Annotated in this window: 18 protein-coding genes; 6 read left to right on the top strand and 12 right to left on the bottom strand. The window is 70.7% G+C overall.

The annotated features are described in order from the left end of the window. Positions 1-3 precede the first annotated feature (3 nt). Positions 4-387, bottom strand: a complete 384-nt coding sequence (locus tag G510_RS0113805; RefSeq protein ID WP_029154084.1) for a hypothetical protein — start codon at positions 385-387, stop codon at positions 4-6. Between the two features lie 143 nt (positions 388-530). On the opposite strand from G510_RS0113805, the gene cofG reads away from it, so the two are divergent. From cofG to G510_RS0113780, 5 genes are read left to right on the top strand one after another with little or no spacing between them, the layout of a single operon-like run. Then, complete coding sequence (gene cofG, locus G510_RS0113800; RefSeq protein WP_036323558.1) at positions 531-2,834, top strand: 7,8-didemethyl-8-hydroxy-5-deazariboflavin synthase CofG; 2,304 nt, start codon at positions 531-533, stop codon at positions 2,832-2,834. Beyond that, the gene (locus tag G510_RS17125; RefSeq protein WP_051216783.1) at positions 2,831-4,378 is read left to right on the top strand and encodes a flavin-containing monooxygenase; all 1,548 of its coding nucleotides are present in this window, start codon (positions 2,831-2,833) and stop codon (positions 4,376-4,378) included. The genes cofG and G510_RS17125 overlap by 4 nt, the downstream gene beginning before the upstream one ends. Then, a complete protein-coding gene (gene fgd / locus G510_RS0113790) occupies positions 4,375-5,385 on the top strand; it encodes a glucose-6-phosphate dehydrogenase (coenzyme-F420) (RefSeq protein WP_029154082.1) in 1,011 nt (336 codons plus the stop codon). Before G510_RS17125 ends, fgd begins: the two co-directional genes overlap by 4 nt. 31 nt (positions 5,386-5,416) lie before the next feature. Next, positions 5,417-6,037, top strand: a complete 621-nt coding sequence (gene cofC, locus G510_RS0113785) for a 2-phospho-L-lactate guanylyltransferase (protein ID WP_036323555.1) — start codon at positions 5,417-5,419, stop codon at positions 6,035-6,037. Between the two features lie 11 nt (positions 6,038-6,048). After that, on the top strand, positions 6,049-6,576 hold the full coding sequence (locus G510_RS0113780) for a methylated-DNA--[protein]-cysteine S-methyltransferase (RefSeq protein WP_029154080.1): 528 nt from the start codon (positions 6,049-6,051) through the stop codon (positions 6,574-6,576). Positions 6,577-6,905: 329 nt separating this feature from the next. Here G510_RS0113780 and hemL read toward each other — a convergent pair whose 3' ends face one another. The 11 genes from hemL to G510_RS0113725 all read right to left on the bottom strand — a co-directional run bounded on the left by hemL (position 6,906) and on the right by G510_RS0113725 (position 16,481). Beyond that, positions 6,906-8,216 carry a glutamate-1-semialdehyde 2,1-aminomutase gene (gene hemL, locus G510_RS0113775; protein ID WP_029154079.1) on the bottom strand — a complete coding sequence of 437 codons (1,311 nt, stop codon included), beginning with the start codon at positions 8,214-8,216 and terminating at the stop codon, positions 6,906-6,908. 39 nt (positions 8,217-8,255) lie between these two features. Then, positions 8,256-9,242, bottom strand: a complete 987-nt coding sequence (gene hemB, locus G510_RS0113770; protein ID WP_029154078.1) for a porphobilinogen synthase — start codon at positions 9,240-9,242, stop codon at positions 8,256-8,258. Then, on the bottom strand, positions 9,239-10,081 hold the full coding sequence (locus tag G510_RS17120; RefSeq protein WP_051216781.1) for a uroporphyrinogen-III synthase: 843 nt from the start codon (positions 10,079-10,081) through the stop codon (positions 9,239-9,241). Before G510_RS17120 ends, hemB begins: the two co-directional genes overlap by 4 nt. Further along, a complete protein-coding gene (gene hemC, locus G510_RS0113760) occupies positions 10,078-11,115 on the bottom strand; it encodes a hydroxymethylbilane synthase (RefSeq protein WP_029154077.1) in 1,038 nt (345 codons plus the stop codon). Before hemC ends, G510_RS17120 begins: the two co-directional genes overlap by 4 nt. Positions 11,116-11,119: 4 nt before the next feature. Further along, positions 11,120-11,797: a hydrogen peroxide-dependent heme synthase gene (gene hemQ, locus G510_RS0113755; protein WP_029154076.1), complete on the bottom strand. Its 678-nt coding sequence runs from the start codon at positions 11,795-11,797 to the stop codon at positions 11,120-11,122. A gap of 46 nt (positions 11,798-11,843) precedes the next feature. Further along, the gene (locus G510_RS0113750; protein ID WP_029154075.1) at positions 11,844-12,110 is read right to left on the bottom strand and encodes a hypothetical protein; all 267 of its coding nucleotides are present in this window, start codon (positions 12,108-12,110) and stop codon (positions 11,844-11,846) included. Further along, positions 12,100-12,522, bottom strand: coding sequence for a phage holin family protein (locus G510_RS0113745; RefSeq protein WP_036323551.1), 423 nt, complete (start codon positions 12,520-12,522; stop codon positions 12,100-12,102). The genes G510_RS0113750 and G510_RS0113745 overlap by 11 nt, the downstream gene beginning before the upstream one ends. Next, the gene (locus G510_RS17115) at positions 12,522-12,821 is read right to left on the bottom strand and encodes a YtxH domain-containing protein (protein ID WP_157560706.1); all 300 of its coding nucleotides are present in this window, start codon (positions 12,819-12,821) and stop codon (positions 12,522-12,524) included. Before G510_RS17115 ends, G510_RS0113745 begins: the two co-directional genes overlap by 1 nt. Positions 12,822-12,891: 70 nt before the next feature. Beyond that, positions 12,892-14,373, bottom strand: coding sequence for a protoporphyrinogen oxidase (gene hemG, locus G510_RS0113735; RefSeq protein ID WP_245563369.1), 1,482 nt, complete (start codon positions 14,371-14,373; stop codon positions 12,892-12,894). Continuing rightward, on the bottom strand, positions 14,370-15,404 hold the full coding sequence (hemE, locus tag G510_RS0113730) for a uroporphyrinogen decarboxylase (RefSeq protein WP_029154072.1): 1,035 nt from the start codon (positions 15,402-15,404) through the stop codon (positions 14,370-14,372). Before hemE ends, hemG begins: the two co-directional genes overlap by 4 nt. A gap of 15 nt (positions 15,405-15,419) precedes the next feature. Continuing rightward, positions 15,420-16,481 carry an AI-2E family transporter gene (locus G510_RS0113725; RefSeq protein WP_036323548.1) on the bottom strand — a complete coding sequence of 354 codons (1,062 nt, stop codon included), beginning with the start codon at positions 16,479-16,481 and terminating at the stop codon, positions 15,420-15,422. A gap of 108 nt (positions 16,482-16,589) precedes the next feature. On the opposite strand from G510_RS0113725, the gene G510_RS0113720 reads away from it, so the two are divergent. Beyond that, entirely contained in the window at positions 16,590-17,831 is a 1,242-nt protein-coding gene (locus G510_RS0113720) for a glutamyl-tRNA reductase (RefSeq protein WP_245563368.1), read from the top strand. Positions 17,832-17,989 lie beyond the last annotated feature (158 nt).

Below are 17,989 nucleotides of genomic sequence, written 5' to 3'. Positions count from 1 at the left end.
GGCCTAGCTCAGCGCGGAGACGTCTCCCGTGTCGACGCCGCCCTGCTGCAGGGCCTTGACGAGGCCGATGCCGTGCTTGGTCGTCACGATGACGCGCTCGAACTCGTCGTCGCCCTCGAGCTCGATGACGACGCCGGGGCGGCCCTCGCGGACGGCCGCGAAGTCGTCGCCGAACACCGACTTCCACGTGCCGTAGGCGAGTCGACCGGGCACGTGCGTGCCGGGCGCGCGCACGCCGCGCAGCCAGGTGAACGGTTCGTCGGTCAGCTGCACGCGCAGGATCCGCGATCGCTCGATCCACACGCTCTCGCGACGGCGGGCGAGCGTGCGCTCGAGCGTCGAGAGCTGCACTTCGAGCGAATCGGAATCCACGAGCAACCTGACCATGACTCCTATCCTGGCACTTTCGGCCCCTCCCGTGCACCGCAGGAGGGCAGGAGTTCGACGTTCCGGCGCCACGACACGACTAATTCATGCGATTCATTGACCAAAACGCCGCGTTGCTGCTCTGAAGTGGAAGACTGGCTCTGATGACCACGCCGGATTCCCCCCTCGAACGCGCCGAACGGGGCGAGCGCCTGTCGGCCGATGACGCCGAGGCGCTGCTCGGTGCGACGGGGCCCGACCTGGAGCGGCTGCTCGACGCGGCCTCCGCCGTTCGCGACGAGGGCCTGCGCCTTGCCGGGCGCGAGGGAATCATCACCTACTCGCGCAAGGTGTTCCTGCCCCTGACGACCCTGTGCCGCGATCGCTGCCACTACTGCGTGTTCGTCGACACCCCCGGTCAGCTGCTGGCGAAGCGCAAGCCGGCGTACATGAGCGAACAGCAGGTGCTGTCGGTCGCGCGGCAGGGCCAGGCGCTCGGCTGCAAGGAGGCCCTGCTCACGCTCGGCGACCGGCCCGAGGATCGCTGGCCCGAGGCGCGCGCCTGGCTCGACGAGCACGGCTTCGCGTCGACGCTCGACTACGTCGGTCACATCGCACGCCTGATCCGCGAGGAGACGGGCCTGCTCCCGCACCTCAACCCCGGCGTCATGCACCCCGACGAGCTCGCCCGCCTGCGCGACGTCGCCCCGTCGATGGGCGTGATGCTCGAGACGACCTCGCGCGCTCTGTACGAGAACAAGGGCGAGGTGCACTACGGGTCCCCCGACAAGGATCCGGCGGTGCGCCTGAAGCTGCTCGACGACGCGGGGCGCGCGAAGATCCCGTTCACGACGGGGATCCTCGTGGGCATTCGCGAGACGCTGCGCGACCGCGCGGAGTCGATGATCGCCCTGCGCGACGCCCACGAGCGCCACGGGCACATCCAGGAAGTGATCGTGCAGAACTTCCGCGCGAAGCCGCGCACGGCGATGCAGAACGCGGCCGACGCGCAGCTCACCGAGTTCGTCACGGCGGTCGCCGTCACGCGGCTCGTGTTCGGGCCGCGCATGCGGATCCAGGTGCCGCCGAACCTGCAGGACATCGTCGAGCTCGAGATGCTCGCGCGCGCCGGCGCCGACGACTGGGGCGGGGTCTCGCCGCTGACGGCGGATCACGTGAACCCCGAGCGCCCGTGGCCGCACCTCGACGACCTCGCCGCCCGCACCGCCGAGCTGGGGTTCACCTTGCGCGAGCGCCTCACGGCGCACCCCGAGTTCCTCACCGATGAGTGGATCGCCGAGCCCCTCCGCGAGTCGGTCGCGGCCCTCGCGGATCCCGCGTCGGGCCTCGCGCTCGAGGGCCACCGGCCCGCGGGATCCGTCGCGCACGACCCCGAGGCCGTGGATTCCGGCAGCGCGATGTTCGCGCCCGGCGGCCTGATCGCGGCGGTGATCGAGCGCGCGGCGGAGGATCCCGGGTCCCTCGCCGACGACGAATGGGCCCGCCTGCTCACCGCGACCGGCGACGAGCTCGACGCGCTCACGCAGGCCGCCGACGACGTGCGCCGGTACACGATCGGCGAGGCCGTCAGCATCGTCGACAACCGCAACATCGCCTCGAGCCTGCTGCACTCCGCGGATCCGGGTGGGTACGACCTCGGCCTGCTCGCCGACATGGCGCGCGACGCCGCCGACCTCGGGCTCAGCGAGATCTGCGTGCAGGGCCTCATGCCGGGCGACCCACGCGGGTATCTCGACATCGCGCGCACGATCAAGGATGCCGCGCCCCGCATCCACCTGCACGCATTCCGCCCGCAGGACGTGAGCGACCTCGCCGATCGCTCGGGCCTCCGCCTCGACGGCGCGCTTCGGGCGATGAAGAACGCCGGGGTCGACACGGTTCCCGGCACCGGCGTGAAGATCCTGAGCGAGCGGGTGCGCTCCCTCGTCGCGCCGGGCGACCTGGCGATCGACCGCTGGACCGAGACCGTCATCGCCGCGCACGAGGCCGGATTCTCGTCGACGTCCGTGATGTTCTACGGCCACGTCGAGACCGCAGAGGAGCGGATCGCTCACCTGCGCGAGCTGATCCGGGTCCAGCGACTGACCGGCGGATTCAACGAGTTCGTGCCGATCCCGATGCCGGGGTGGGGCACGCCGCTCGTCGACGGGCGCAGCGACCTTGACGAGCACCGTGCCATGGTCGCCGTCTCGCGGCTGATGCTCACGGGCGTGATTGCGCACATCCAGCTGCCGTGGACGAGGCTCGGGCTGCCCGCCACCGCGGAGCTGCTGAACTCGGGCGGCGACGATCTCGGCGGCACCCTGCGCGATGGCCGCATCGGCGCCGCGAGCGGGGTCGAGGCCGGCCAAGAGCTCACGCTCGAGGCCGCCGCGCGGCTGGTGCGACCGCTGTTCCGGCCGCTCCGCCTGCGCACCACGACGTACCGCGAGGTGTCGCTCGCATGACCCTCCACGTGGATGCCGTGATCGTCGGCGCGGGCTTCGCCGGCATCGCGCAGGCGATCGCGCTGCGCGACGCCGGGGTCGAGTCGTTCGTGATCCTCGAGCGGGCCGATCGCATCGGCGGCACCTGGCGCGACAACACCTATCCCGGGATCGCGTGCGACGTGCCGTCTCACCTGTACGGGCTCGCGTCGCACCCCTGGCCGCACTGGTCGCGGGTGTTCGCGCCGGGCGGGGAGATCCAGGCGTATCTCGAGCGCGTCGTGGCCGAGGATGGCCTGGCCGCCCACCTCCTGCTCGGCACGACGCTCACCGGCGCGCGCTGGGATTCCGGCGCCTGGCACATCTCCGCCCAGCACAACGCCGTCAATCCTGTGCTGAACGGGATCGGAACTCGGTTCCCGGACCGGATCGGCCGCGAATCGACGGCGTTGTGCTGTGACGACATCGTGGCCGACCACCTCGTGCTGGCCGCGGGGCGCCTGACCGAGCCGAGTATCCCCGATATTCCCGGCCTCGGCACGTTCAGCGGGCCGATGTTCCACTCGTCGCGCTGGGATCACCGGGCTTCCCTCGACGGCCGCCGCGTCGCGGTCGTCGGAACCGGCGCCACGGCGATCCAGCTCGTTCCCGAGCTCGCGCGCCGAGGCGCCGAGGTGACCCTGTTCCAGCGCACCCCCGCCTGGATCGTGCCGCGCGGCGACCATCCCGTCGACGCCGCCGACCGGCACCGGTACGCGAAGGATCCGTCTGCCCTCGCCGCCCACCGCCAAGACCTCTACGACGAGGGTGAGGCGCGGTTCGCCTCTCGGTCGGGCGATCCGGCCGCGGCCGCCGCCGTGCGACGCATCGCCGTCGAGCACCTCGAGCGCCAGGTGCCGGATCCCGCGATGCGGCGCGCGCTCACGCCCGACTACGCGTTCGGGTGCAAGCGCGTGCTGCTCTCGGACGACTTCTACCCGGCGATCGCGAACGGATCCGTCACGCTCGAGGCGAGCGCGCTCGCCCAGGTGCGCGGATCCACTCTCACCGCGGCCTCCGGGCGCACTCACGACGTCGACATGATCGTGCTCGCGACGGGGTTCGAGACCACGCGTCAGCCGTACGCGGCACTCGTCGCCGGCGAACACGGCTCCACACTCGACGAGCACTGGTCGGGCGGCATGACGGCGGTCGCCTCGACGCTCGTGGCGGGGTTCCCGAACCTGTTCGTCGTGAACGGCCCCAACGCCTCGCTCGGCCACAACTCGTCGATCCTGATCTCCGAGGCGCAGGCCGATTTCGCCGCCGGGCTCATCGCCGAGCGGGTCGCCGCACCCTTCGCTTTCCCCGGCCCCGTGCGCGTCTCGGAGGCTGCCGAGCGCGCCTCGACCGCCGAGGTCGCCGAGCGCGCCGCCCGCACACCCTGGCTGACGGGCGGATGCGGAAACTGGTACGTTGACGATCGGAGCGGCAAGCTCACATTGCTGTGGCCCGGCACCGTCGCCGACTTTCGCGCACGACTCGATCGCGTGCGATCCCCTCGCCCCGAAGGAGTCCCCCTATGACCGTTCCCTTCCGCTTCGGATACAAGGCCTCGTCCGAGCAGTTCGCCCCGCGAGAGCTGCTCGACTACGCCGTCGGCGCCGAGGAGAACGGCTTCGACTCCGTCTTCCTCAGCGACCACCTGCAGCCCTGGATGCACGACGGCGGTCACGCGCCGGCCGCGCTGCCGTGGCTCGGGTCCGTCGGCGAGGCCACCAAGCGCGTCCTGCTCGGAACGTCGGTGCTCACGCCGACGTTCCGGTACCACCCCGGCGTAATCGCACAGGCGTTCGGCACGCTCGGTTCGCTGTACCCGGGGCGCATGATCCTCGGCGTGGGAACGGGCGAGGCGCTCAACGAGGTGACCCTCGGCATGACCTGGCCGGATCCGCCCGAGCGCTTCCAGCGCATGAAGGAAGCGATCCTGCTGATCCGCGAGCTCTGGCGCGAGGAGCGCGTGACGTACGAGGGCAACTACTACAACGTCAGCAACGCGACGATCTACGACCGCCCCGAGCAGGAAGTGCCGATCTACATCGGCGCGTCCGGCCCCGCCGCGACCCGCCTCGCGGGCCGCATGGCCGACGGCTGGATCACGACGAGCGGCAAGGCCGACGAGCTCTACACCGACAAGCTCATCCCCGCATTCGATGAGGGCGTCGAGAAGGCCGGACGCAATCGTGACGACGTCGACCGCATGCTCGAGGTAAAGGTATCGTTGCGCCCCATCCGCGCGGCAGCGATGGAGAACACGCGGTTCTGGGCACCGCTGGCTCTCAAGCCCGAGGAAAAGATGGGCGTTCACGATCCGATGGAGATGCAGCGCCTCGCCGAGGAGCTGCCGACCGAGCGAGCCGCAAGCCGGTTCATCGTTTCGGACGATCCCGATGAGCACATCAGTCAGATTCAGCGTTACATCGACCTGGGTTTCAACCACCTCGTGTTCCACGATCCGGGTCACGACCAGGCCGACTTCCTCGAGCTCTACGGGCGCGAGGTATTGCCGAAGCTGCGTTCCGCGGTAGCCTGATCGCTTCGTGTCCATCCCCCGAAGGGACCCCATGCTCTGGAGCGTTGTCATCCCCGTGAAGACGACCCAATCGGGCAAATCGCGCCTCGAGCTGCCGGGCGCTGAGCGTCCGCAGCTCGCGCTCGCGATCGCGCTCGACACGATCGCGGCGGCAGCGTCGGCAGAGACAGTCGGCGAGGTGCTCGTCGTGACGAGCGACGCCGACGTGCAGGCGGGCGTCGAGCAGATCGTCGGCGCGACGTCGATCCCGGATCCTGGAATGGGCCTGAACGGTGCCGCTCGCGCGGGCCTCGAGCGCGCGAGCCTCGACGCGCGCGCGGCGATGCTCGGCGACCTGCCCGCGCTGCGCGGATCCGATCTCGACGCGGCGCTGCGTGCTGCCGAGGGCGAGGAGCGCGCGCTCGTGTCGGACACGGAGGGATCCGGATCCGTTCTCATCACCTGGCGGACGCCGGCGACGTTCGAGCCGCGGTTCGGAGCCGCGTCGGCGGAGCAGCACGTCGAGGCGGGGCATACGCTCCTGCGCGACGAGGTGCCGACGCTGCGCCGAGATGTCGATACGGCGGAGCAGATGCGCGCGGCCTATCAGCTCGGGCTCGGCCCGCGCACGACCGCGCTGCTCGCTGCGGCCCGCGCACGCACTGCCGCCTGACCATGTCCCACTTGGCGTGGGACACAGTCAGCCGGGGGTATCGGTACTCCGTCACGCGCACACCGATCGGGGCTGCGGTGGCGGTGTTCACTCCCGCCGATGCGCTGGTGGCGCTCGGAACGGCCGAGGATCCGCTCTGGGTCGTCGAGTCCGTCGCGCACGAGCTGCGCGGGTCCCTCGAGGCGACGGGCGATGACGTCGCGGGGCTCGGGTCCCAGCTGGGCGAGTACTTCGCCGGCGAGCGACGACGCTTCGACGTTGACATCGACTGGTCGCTGAGCGAGGGATTCGCGCGGGACGCGCTGCAGTGCGTGACCGAGATCCCGTACGGCGAGACCGCGAGCTACGGCGAGATCGCCGAGTTGGCGGGGCGCCCGCGCGCGCACCGCGCCGTCGGCACCGCCTGCCGCTACACCCCGCTGACGATCGTCGTGCCCGTGCACCGCGTGATCCTCGCGAGCGGCGCGCTCGGCGGGTTCTCGGGCAACGAGGAGGTCAAGAGGTTCCTCCTCGACCTCGAGGGCGCGCGCGTGCGCTGATCCCTTCGTACGGAGATGAGCCGCTCCCGCGGAGCCGGGCTGCAGAAGGATCCGCAGTTGCGGCTCATCTCCGCGATTGCGGCTCAACTCCGCAATTGCTGCTGCCCTCAGGCAGAAGCGCCCATGCCGTTCGCGCGGAGATGAGCCCCTCCCGCGGGGCCGGGCCGCAGAAGGGTCCGCAGTTGCGGCTCATTTCCGCAGATGCGGCTCAGCGTGCGTCATACCGAAGCATCCGAACCATTCGCGCGGAGACGAGCCCTTCCCTCGGGCCCACCCGAGAAGAGGCTCCGCAGTTGCGGTTCATCTCCGCAGATGCGGCTCAGCGCTCCTCAGGCCGCAGCGGCGCGGGCCGCGGCCGGGAGTGCGTCGGTGATCCGGGAGAGCGCCTCATCGTCGTGCGCGGCCGTGACGAACCACGCCTCATAGACGCTCGGCGGCAGGTTCACGCCCTGCTCGAGCATGGCGTGGAAGAAGGGTGTGAAGCGGTGCGCGTCCTGCGTCTTCGCCTGCTGGTAATCACCCGGCTTGTCGGCCAGGAAGGCGAGGCCGAACAGCGACCCCACGCGCGAGATCGAGTGCGCGACGCCCTCGGCCGACAGGGCGGACGTGAGGTCGGCGATCACGCGATCGGCCGCGGCGTCGAGGTGCTCGTACACCGCGGGCGTCGCGAGCTCGAGGGTCTTGAGGCCGGCGGCCACCGAGAGCGGGTTCCCCGAGAGCGTGCCGGCCTGGTACACCGGACCCGTGGGAGCCAGCTGCTCCATCACCTCTCGGCTGCCGCCCAGCGCCGCGAGGGGCATGCCGCCGCCCACGACCTTGCCGTAGGTCAGGATGTCGGGCGTGTACCCGAATCCGGCGTCGACCTGGCGGCCCCACTCGCCCGCGGGGTGCACGCGGAATCCGGTCAGCACCTCGTCGACGATCAGCAGCGCACCGGCGTCATGCGCGATGTCGGCGAGCGCGCTGTTGAAGCCCGCCGGCGGCTCAATGACGCCCATGTTCGCGGGCGCGGCCTCCACGATGATCGCGGCGATGTCGTCGCCGCGGGCCGCGAAGACCTCACGCACCGCGTCGAGGTCGCCATACGGCACCACGAGGGTCGTCTCCGCGACCGATGCGGGCACGCCGGCCGTGCCGGGTAGCGCGAGGGTGGCGACACCGGATCCGGCCGCCGCCAGCAGCCCGTCGGAGTGGCCGTGGTAGTTGCCGTCGAACTTCACCAGCAGGTCGCGGCCGGTGACGCCGCGGGCGAGGCGGATCGCCGTCATCGTCGCCTCGGTGCCCGTCGAGACGAGGCGCACCTCCTCGACCGGGGCGAGGCCGCCGGCCTGCACCCGGGAGGCGATGAGCGAGGCCAGCTCGACCTCGCCCTCGGTCGGGGCGCCGAAGGACAGCCCCCGCGAGGCGGCCTTGCGAACGGCCTCGACGACCTCCGGATGCGCGTGGCCGAGCAGCGCCGGCCCCCACGTCGCAACGAGGTCGACGTACTCGCGTCCCTCGGCATCCGTGATGTACGCGCCCGCAGCGGAGGAGACGAACCGCGGCGTGCCGCCGACGGATCCGTAGGCCCGGACGGGCGAGTTCACGCCGCCGGGGATGACCTTCTGGGCGCGGGCGAAGAGGGCGTCATTACGATCCATGCGTCCATACTCTCGCGGATGCCTGTGCATCCGCACGCCCTACAGCCCCTCGCGGATCCAGCCCGCCGCCTCGGCGGCCCAGTACGTCAGGATCGCGTCGGCGCCCGCGCGGCCGAACGCCGTGAGCGAGTCGAGGATCGTCGCGCGGCGGTCGATCCATCCGTTCGCCGCGGCGGCCTCGACCATCGAGTACTCGCCGGAGACCTGGTAGGCCCACACCGGCACGTCGACCGAAGCGCGCACCTCGGCGAGCACGTCGAGGTACGGCAGGCCGGGCTTGACCATGACGATGTCGGCGCCCTCGTCGACGTCGATCATCGCCTCGCGCACACCCTCGCGGGCGTTGGGCGGATCCATTTGGTACGTGCGGCGGTCGCCGGTCAGCTGCGAATCCACGGCCTCGCGGAACGGGCCGTAGAAGGCGCCCGCGTACTTCGCCGAGTACGCCATGAGGATCGTGTCGACGAAGCCCTCGGCGTCGAGCGCCTCGCGCACCGCCTGGACCTGCCCGTCCATCATGCCGCTGAGACCCAGCAGGCTGCTGCCCGCGCGCGCCTGGGCGAGCGCCATCGAGGCGTAGCGCTCGAGGGTTGCGTCGTTGTCGACCCCGCCGGCCGGGGTGAGCACGCCGCAGTGTCCGTGGTCGGTGAACTCGTCGAGGCACAGGTCGGTCTGCACGACGAGCGCATCGCCGACCTCCTCGACGAGCGCCGTCGTGGCGACGTTGAGGATCCCGTCGGGGTCGTCGGCTCCAGAGCCCACCGCATCGCGCACGGCGGGTACGCCGAACAGCATGACGCCGCCGACACCGGCTTCGGCCGCGTCGGCGGCCGCGCGGCGCAGCGAGTCGAGCGTGTGCTGGCTCTGCCCCGGCATCGCCGAGATCGCCTGCGGCTCGGTCAGGCCCTCGCGCACGAACATCGGCAGCACGAGCTGCGACGGAACGACGTGCGTCTCGGCCATCAGCCGGCGCACGGCCGGCGTCGAGCGCAGCCGCCGCGGGCGCCGGGCGGGGAACGAAGTCACTTGTCGTCCCGCAGCGACTTCATGTCGACCTGGCCGGTCTCGGCGATCGCGAGCGCCTCGGCCGTGGGCGGCGGAACAGGAATGCCGGCGAGCAGACCGACCAGAGAGTCGACCGTGCGCGCGGGCGCCACGACGTGGATCGGCAGGCCGACCTTCTCGGAATCGCGCGCCGTGCGGGGCCCGATCGCCAGGATCACCGTCTGCTCGGGGATCTCGACGAACTGCTCGCGCACCTGCGTCGCGACGGATCCGCTGGTCACGAGGATCGCGTTGATCCGACCGTTGCCCACGTCGCGCATGACGCGGTCGGTGGCCGGCACGCCGACGGTGCGGTAAGCGACGACCGCGGTCACGTCGTGCCCGGCCTTCGCGAGAACGACCGACAGCACGGGCTTCGCGATCTCGCTGCGCAGGCACAGGATCCGCTTCGGCTCCGGCTCGAGTGCGACCATCTCGGCGGCCATGCCGGCGGCCGAGTTGTCCTTCTCGGGCACGAGGTCGACGGGGTATCCGACGGCCTTCAGCGCCGCGGCCGTGGTCTCGCCGACCGCCGCGATCTTCGTCGTGGACGGGATCTTGGCGCCGTACGAGTGCAGCACGTCGACGGTCGTCGCGCTCGTAACGGTCAGCCACGAGTACGCACCGCTCGCGAGCTCGGCGAGCGCCGTCTCGAGCTCGGCCGTGTCCTCGGCCGGAGCGAAGTTGATCAGCGGCGAGATCACCGGAACCGCGCCCTTATCGCGCAGTCGTCCCGCGACGTCGTCTCCCCAGGGGCCGCCGCGCGGCACGAGCACGCGCCAACCGACCAGGGGCTTGTCCTTGCTGGCTTCCTTCATCATGAGGTAGGGGGTGCCTCTCTCGTCACGATGTCGGCTGCCCCGTTCTCCAGCAGCCGACGCGCGAGATCTGAACCGATCTCGCGTGCCCGGATCATGAGACCCGAGCTGTCGGCAGCTGCACCGCTGCCTCGTGCCTGAATATACCCCTCAATCAGGGATTCGAAGCCGTCGATGCGCTCCGAGTGGTCAAGCGTGACATCATCGTGAGGTTCGTCGCCGTACACAGCGACGCGCACGTGCGCGGATCCGTCGCTCGTGAAGGCGTGCGCGCCCACGGGCGCGTGGCACCCCGCTTCGATTCCGCCGAGCACCGCGCGCTCGAGCGTCACCGCGAACCGCGTGAGCGGCGCGTCGAGCTCGCCGAGCCACGCGAGCAGCTGCGGGTCCGCGTCCTCCGCCGTCTCGACGGCCAGCGCCGCCTGCCCCGCGGCCGTCGGCCAGCCCGGAAGGGCGCGCGGTTCAATGGACAGCCCCGCGACAGTCGGGATCTCTCCGCCGTCGGCGTCGACGCGGGTCAGACCCGCCGCCGCGATCACGACGGCGTCGAGCTCGTCATCGCGCACGCGCTGCATGCGGGAGTCGATGTTGCCGCGCAGGTCGCGCACGTCGACGCCCGGATTCGCGCGACGCGCCTGCGCCGCGCGGCGTGGGGATCCCGTGCCGATCCGCGCACCCTCGGGCAGGTCGTCGAAGGGGGTTCCGTCGCGCGTGATGACGACGTCGCGGGCGTCCGCGCGCGGCGGCGTCGCGGCGATGATCAGCCCGGGCGGCTGCTCGACCGGCAGGTCCTTGAGCGAGTGCACGAGCAGGTCGCACTCCCCCGCGAGAAGGCCGTCGCGCAGACGCGTCGCGAACACGCCGGATCCGCCGAACGACGCGAGCGACGCACGATTCGTGTCGCCCTCCGACGTGAGCTGCACGAGCTCGACGGTGCGGCCCGATACGCGCTCGAGTTCTCGAGCGACCATGCCCGATTGAGCGACGGCTAGACGGCTGCGACGGGTTCCGAGACGAATCGGCTGCGAGGTGGTCATGCGGTTACCTGATGACCTCTGCGATCTCATCCACCGCGATGCGGCGGCCCGTGTGGAAGGGCAGCTCGTCGCGCACGTGCAGGCGCGCGTCGGTGTAGCGGAGGTCGCGCATCATGTCGACGAGGTCAGTGAGCGAGTCGGACTCCATCGGGAGCATCCACTCGTAGTCGCCGAGCGCGAAGGCCGGCATCGTGTTGGCGACGACGCTCTTGTACGCGGCGCCCATGCGGCCGTGGTCGGCGAGCATCTTGCGGCGCTCGTCGTCGGGCAGCAGGTACCAGTCGTAGCTGCGCACGAAGGGGTAGACGACCAGCCAGTCGCGCGCGGATTCGCCGCGCAGGTAGCCGGGGATGTGCGACTTGTTGAACTCGCTGTCGCGGTGCACGGCCATGCCGCTCCAGCTCATCACGAGCGGCGCGAGTAGCGCGGTGCGGCGCAGGCGGCGGGTGGCGGCCTGCAGAGCCTCGGCGACGGGTCCGTGCAGCCAGATCATGAGGTCGGCGTCGGCGCGCATGGCGCTGACGTCGTAGAAGCCCCGGATCGTGACGCCAGCACCGGCCAGCTCCTCGACGACGGCCGCGAGCTCGCTGGCATCGTCGGTGGTCACGGGATGCTGCGGATCGCGGCGCCACACGGTCCAGAGGCTGTAGTCGTTACCGGGGGAAGCATCGATTTCTGGCATGCTCCCATCATCCCCCCGCGAGCGCGCAAGGGCCAATCGGCCGGGATCAGCGCGAGGCGATGCGGGCGAGGCCCCAGACGGCGGTGCCAACGGCGGATGCACCCACGATGAGGCCGGTCAGGGCGACGATGGGCTTCTTCTCGGCGACCTTGCGGGCCTTGACGGTCGCCCGGTCGACGCTCTGCCTGATGCGCTTGGGGTAGTTCGCCTTGATCTCGATCGCGGCGAGCGCGGCCTTCAGCTCGGCGCGCGCGAGGTTGACGGGATTCTGGATGCCGCTCGGCACGACCGTCGGCGACTGCTCAGAACTCATCCGCGAACTCCTTCACGATCGCCGCATCGGCCTTCGCGGCCGCTCCGGGGGTCTCCAGCTTTCGGATCGCGCGCACGTGCACGAAGTACGCCCACGCGCCGAGGATCACGATCATGAGCACGCCGAAGCCGAACACGATGAGGGCCGAGGCCCACAGCGGCAGCCACAGCGCGAGCAGGATGATGAGGAAGGCGAGGAACGCCGGCGTCGCCCAGAACAGGAAGAACAGCGCCGCGAACACGAGGATCGCAGCGAAGCTGCTGTGCTTGACGACCTTCCCCGCGTATGCCTTCAGCGCGTCGAGCTCGGCCCGGACGAGGTTTTTCACCAGATCGGGGACGTCCCCGATGAGCGTGAAGAGGCTGTCGTCGGCGCGATCGCGCAGGGGGGACGCCTTGGTCGCGCGCGCCATCAGCCCGCCGCCTTCGTCGCTCCGCTGCCCGCGGCGGCCGCGGATCCGCTGTCAGAGGGCTTCGCGCGCGAGTCCGTCGACGGATCCGCCGCACGCACGACCTTCACGACGCCGTCGACGGCGAACTTCGGCAGCTTCTTCGCCGCCTCCCTCGCCTTCGCGACCTGCTTCTGCACGGCCGGAAGCTCCCAGACCTTCTCGGCCTGCTTCTTGATCTGCTCGTACCGAGCGCGCCCGGCACGCGTGCCGAGCACGTATCCGGCGCCCAGTCCGATAACCAACCCGATCTTTCCACGCATGGAAACCCCCTTCGTCATCAGAAATCGTCTCCTACGTTACAGTTCCCGCCCGCCGGGAGCACGGCGGATGTCAATGTGCGTCGAAGAGAAGCGCGCGCCGAACGCGGTCCGCCTCGTTGATGGCGTCCGGGATCACCTGCGCGAGTCCGGTGCCCGACAGCCATGCGCCGACCGCTCCGATCTCTGCCACGCCGCGGATCGCGGTGCGCGCCGCCGCGGTCTGCTGCCGGTGTCCGGTGGTCGCCGCGGGCTGCGACTGCTGGAAGCGTTCGACCCGCACCTCGCGCACGCGGTCGGCACCGATCGACACGCCGAGCAGCGCCGAGGCCTCTTCGCGCGCCAGCTCGGCCTGCGCCTCGGGCGCGAGGCCGTCGATCACCGGCGCGGCGCCCGCCGAACCGAACGAGACGCGCACGACGTGCGTGCCGGATCCGGCCGCATCCGCGACCCACTGCCACTTCGCACTCGCGTGCGTGAGCGCCTTCGCGCGGTGGGATCCGGGAACCGTCAGCACGCCCGTTCCGCGCGGCGCGGCGTCGAGCTCGGGGGATTCGACGACGAGCGTCGCGATCGAGACGACCGGGCCCGCGACGGGCGGCTCGGCGGCGAGCGCGGATCCGACCACGGGCGACAGCAGGGCGCGCGCCGGGCGCTCCTCGGTCGCGACGATCACGGCGTCCGCGAGCAGCTCGACCTGTTCGTCGTCGTCGCCGACCTCGTCGAGCACGACGCACCAGGCGCGATCCGCCTCTGGGGCCTCCCGTTCGATCTCGACGACGCTCGCGCCGAGGCGCACGTCGCCGCCGCGATCCTCGATGTCCGCGGCGAGCGCTCGCGCGAGGGATCCCATGCCGCCGCGCAGGCCTTTGACGGCTCCTCCCGGCGCGGACGACCGCTTCTCGGAAAGCTCCGCGACGGCTCCCGACAGCGATCCGGTGCGGGTGAGCGCGGTATTCAGGCCCGGTGCCGCGATGTCAGGATCGATGTCGTCGGGCGATGCCGAATAGACGCCGGACGTGACGGGTGCGACGAGGCGGTCGAGCACGCGCTGGCCCATGCGCGACCTGACGAGCACCCCGAGCGAGTGTGCGTGGCCGATCGTTAGCGGCGGGCGAACCCGGTCGATGTATGCGCGCCAGGCCCCGCGCCAGCCGATCACGCGACGCACATCCTCGCCGAACGGATTCGCGGGGATGCCCAGCACGCCGCCCTTCGGCAGAGGCGCCGCACCGACGCCGGGAACTCCCGCGACCCACGCGCCGGCGCTGTTCGGCGACACCACGTCGTCCGAGAAGCCCAGCTCGTCGATGAGGGAGGCGACGTGGCCGCCGCGCGTCGCGAAGCTCTCGGCTCCGAGGTCGAGCTCGAGCCCCGCGACCTCGCCCGTGCGGATCGCGCCGCCGACCTGATCGGACGCCTCCACGACCGTGACCTGCATGCCGACCTTCGTGATCTCGCGCGCGGCGACGAGCCCTGCCGCCCCGGCACCGACGACGACGACGTGAAGTTCGCCCGCCTTCTCGTGCAGGTCGGCGAGGTCGGCCAGGCTCACAGGCTGTGCACCAGTTCGACGATGCGCGTGAGCTGGTCGGGGTCGGTGTCGGGCGGCACGCCGTGCCCGAGGTTGACGATGTGCGCACGGGCGGCGCGGCCGGCGAGCACGACCTCGCGCACGTGCTCCTCGAGCGCCTCCCACGGGGCCTGCAGCATCGCGGGGTCGATGTTGCCCTGCAGCGTCACGTCGGGGCCGACGATCGCGGCGGCCTCGTCGAGCGGCATCCGCCAGTCGACACCCACGGCGTCGGCGGATCCGCCGAGCCGCATGTCGGCGAGGAACGGACCGGTGCCTACGCCGAAGTGGATCTTCGGCACGCCGGGAACCGCGTCGAGCGCGCGCTTCGAGTGCGGCGCGACGAAGGTGCGGTAGTCGCTCGTCGACAGGGATCCCGCCCACGAGTCGAACAGCTGCACCGCCGAGGCGCCGGCATCGACCTGCACCTGGAGGAACACTGCGGCCACCTCGGACAGCCATCCCGCCAGTCGGTGCCACGACTGCGGGTCGGCGTGCATCATGGCGCGGGCGCGCATGTGGTCCTTCGACGGGCCGCCCTCGACCATGTATGCCGCGAGGGTGAAGGGTGCTCCGGCGAACCCGATGAGCGGGGTGCCGCGGCCGTACAGCTCCTCGGTCGTGATCCGAACAGCCTCGCGGATCGGATCCGCATTGTGCGCGATCTCCTCCGCCGGCACGCTCGTGATGCGGCGCACATCGTCGGCCGTGCGCACGGGGTCCGCGAAGACGGGGCCGCGCCCCGGCTCGATCTCGACCTCGATCCCGGCGATCTTCAGCGGAACGACGATGTCGCTGAAGAACACCGCCGCGTCGACGTTGTGGCGGCGCACGGGCTGCAGGGTGATCTCCGCGGCGAGATCGGGGGTGAGGCACGCGTCGAGCATGCGCGTGCCGACGCGCAGCTCGCGGTACTCGGGCAGCGACCGACCGGCCTGGCGCATGAACCAGACGGGCGGCGACGCGGGGCGATCGCCTGCGAGCGCGGACAGGAGCGGAGCATCGTGGGCCATGGCCCCATCATCCCATCAGTGAGCGGGCTTGTTCCTGACCGCGTCATCATCGCCGGACAGCCATCTGAGCCACGTGCTCGCCGGGTCTCCCTCGAGCAGCAGCGTGCGCACGAGCAGCGTCAGCGGAACCGCGAGGATCGCGCCGAGCGGGCCGATCACGAACGTCCAGAACACGACCGAGAAGAAGCTCAGGGTGAGCGTGAGGCCGACCGCGTCGCTGATGAACTTCGGCTGGATGAGCACCTGCAGCGTCACGTTCACGACGATGTAGACCACGACCACGATGAGCGCCGTGACCCAGTCGTTCGTGACGAGCGCGATGACGGCGGGCGGCACGAGACCGAGGACGAAGCCGATGTTCGGCACGAAGTTCGTCACGAACGCGAGGATTCCCCACACCAGCGGCGCGGGCACGTCGAGGATGTACAGGGCGATGGTGTCGACGACCGCGACGAGGAGTCCGAACGACGCATTGACGACGAAGTACCGGCGCACGCTGACGCAGTACGAGCGCATCCGCTCGAGAACCGGGCGGACCTGCGGCCCGAAGACCTGCTCGGCGCGCGAGTACCGCGCCGCATCGATGCTCATGAAGATGACGTAGGCGAGGATGAAGAACATCGCCATGGCCACCCCCATGACGCTGCCCGACAGCGAGGTAATGAGCGAGACGATCCGCGATGTGCTGAACATCGCCGAGATCTGACTGCCGATCGACGCGTCGACGCCGAGGTCGCCCAGCCAGGTGTACACGTCCTGCATCATGCGGGTCAGCTCGGGCAGGAGATCGGTGATGAGGCGCACGAACTCTGTGATCGCGAACGTGAGCAGCAGCGCGAGGATCGCAAGCACGACGTATCCGAGCAGGATCACGCCCGTGGATCCGACCCACTTCGGGGCACCCGCACGCGCGATCGCGGGGCCGAGGGGATAGCAGATGATGACGATCACCGCGGCGATGGCGAGCGGGCCGACGAGGCCTTTCGCATGCCACAGGCCGCCGAGCGTGATCACGCTCGCGGCGAGCACGAGCAGGATCCGGATTGCGGGAGGGATCGTGGCGCGCTCGGTGGTCATCCTTCCAATCTATAGCGCGGGAAGCACCGGTAAGGGTGCCCTATTTTCTCTGGAATCATTCAGATCTGGCTTCGACGGGCTGTAGAATGACCAACTGTGCTGCTGTGCGTGTCCGCAAGTCATCAATCCGCTCCGTTCGAGGTGCTCGAGCGACTGAGCGGCAACGCGACGCCGATCGGCCCCGACATCACGGCTCACACCGACGTCTCCGGCGCCGTCGTCGTCTCGACGTGCAACCGCTTCGAGGCCTACGTCGACGCGAGCTCACCGGCCGCCGGAATCGCCGCGGCGCGCACGGCGATCACCAACGCGACCGGCGTTCCGGCCGACGTGCTCGACTCGGTGCACGAGGTGCGACAGGGTGCGAAGGTCGCCGAACACCTGTTCGCCGTCGCCTCCGGCCTCGAATCGGTCGTCGTCGGCGAGGGCGAGATCGGCGGCCAGGTGCGCCGCGCCCTCGACGAGGCACGCGAGCAGAAGACGACCACGAGCGAGCTCGAGCGCCTCTTCCAGCGCGCGACCGAGACGCAGAAGGCGGTCAAGAACTCGACCGCGATCGGTCGCGCGGGACGCTCGCTCGTGCGCCTCGCGCTCGAGCTGGCCGACAGCCGCATCACCGACTGGTCGGCTCTGAACGTACTGCTCGTCGGAACTGGCGCGTACGCCGGTGCGACGCTCGCCGCCCTGCGCGAGCGCGGCGCGGAGGCGGTCTCGGTGCACTCGCCGACCGGCCGCCGGCAGTTCTCGACGAAGCACGGCCTGCCGTTCGTTCCGACCGACGAGTTCCCGGCCGCTGTTGCCGCCGCAGATCTCGTCATCACCTGCACATCGCGCGAACAGCCCGTGCTCTCGGCCGCGACGCTCGCGGCGGGCGGCTTCGACGGATCCGTCATGATCATCGACCTCGGCCTGCCGCGCAACGTCGACCCGGACGTCGCGGACGTCGCAGGGACCACACTGCTCGACCTCGAGACGATCCGCGTGCACGCACCGCTCGAGGAGCTGCAGGCGACGGACACCGCGCGCGAGATCGTCCGCGACGCCGCCGCGAAGTTCGCGGGCGAGGGCCGCGAGATCTCGGCGCAGCCGGCCGTCGTGGCGCTGCGCAAGCACGTGTTCGAGGTGCTCGAGCGCGAGCTCGCGCGCGGCGGATCCGACGAGGTTGCCGAAGCACTGCGCCACTTCACCGGCATGCTGCTGCACACCCCCACGGTGCTCGCGAAGGACGCCGCCGCGAACGGCAACGCGGAGGACGTGTTCGCCGCCGTCGAGACGCTGTTCGGCATCGACGCACGCCCGGCCATCGAGGCTCAGGCACCGGCCGAGTGCCCGGTGTTCCGCGCGAGCTGACGGGCGGTGGGTTGGCCGGCCGACGGCTGACCGTTTGCGGGTGGGGTGTGGTCGGGCCGTGGTCCGTCCGCGGTCTGCCCACGGCGTGCCCGCGCAGAACTACGGCACCTCGGGTGACTTCCCGCTCGATCCGGGTGCTACGCGCGCCCGCAGGCTTT

The organism is Microbacterium gubbeenense DSM 15944, assembly GCF_000422745.1.
Lineage (GTDB): Bacteria > Actinomycetota > Actinomycetes > Actinomycetales > Microbacteriaceae > Microbacterium > Microbacterium gubbeenense.
This window is presented reverse-complemented; position numbering and strand designations above follow the sequence as displayed.

Bases quoted from the DNA above. Each gene is read 5' to 3' on its own strand.
- G510_RS17125 (WP_051216783.1), top strand. From the start codon at position 2,831: ATGACCCTCCACGTGGATGCCGTGATCGTCGGCGCGGGCTTCGCCGGC.
- G510_RS0113745 (WP_036323551.1), bottom strand. From the start codon at position 12,522: ATGGCGCGCGCGACCAAGGCGTCCCCCCTGCGCGATCGCGCCGACGAC.
- G510_RS17120 (WP_051216781.1), bottom strand. From the start codon at position 10,081: ATGATGAAGGAAGCCAGCAAGGACAAGCCCCTGGTCGGTTGGCGCGTG.
- hemC (WP_029154077.1), bottom strand. From the start codon at position 11,115: ATGACCACCTCGCAGCCGATTCGTCTCGGAACCCGTCGCAGCCGTCTA.
- cofC (WP_036323555.1), top strand. From the start codon at position 5,417: ATGCTCTGGAGCGTTGTCATCCCCGTGAAGACGACCCAATCGGGCAAA.
- hemE (WP_029154072.1), bottom strand. From the start codon at position 15,404: ATGGCCCACGATGCTCCGCTCCTGTCCGCGCTCGCAGGCGATCGCCCC.
- cofG (WP_036323558.1), top strand. From the start codon at position 531: ATGACCACGCCGGATTCCCCCCTCGAACGCGCCGAACGGGGCGAGCGC.
- hemQ (WP_029154076.1), bottom strand. From the start codon at position 11,797: ATGCCAGAAATCGATGCTTCCCCCGGTAACGACTACAGCCTCTGGACC.
- G510_RS17115 (WP_157560706.1), bottom strand. From the start codon at position 12,821: ATGCGTGGAAAGATCGGGTTGGTTATCGGACTGGGCGCCGGATACGTG.
- fgd (WP_029154082.1), top strand. From the start codon at position 4,375: ATGACCGTTCCCTTCCGCTTCGGATACAAGGCCTCGTCCGAGCAGTTC.
- G510_RS0113805 (WP_029154084.1), bottom strand. From the start codon at position 387: ATGGTCAGGTTGCTCGTGGATTCCGATTCGCTCGAAGTGCAGCTCTCG.
- G510_RS0113750 (WP_029154075.1), bottom strand. From the start codon at position 12,110: ATGAGTTCTGAGCAGTCGCCGACGGTCGTGCCGAGCGGCATCCAGAAT.
- hemL (WP_029154079.1), bottom strand. From the start codon at position 8,216: ATGGATCGTAATGACGCCCTCTTCGCCCGCGCCCAGAAGGTCATCCCC.
- G510_RS0113725 (WP_036323548.1), bottom strand. From the start codon at position 16,481: ATGACCACCGAGCGCGCCACGATCCCTCCCGCAATCCGGATCCTGCTC.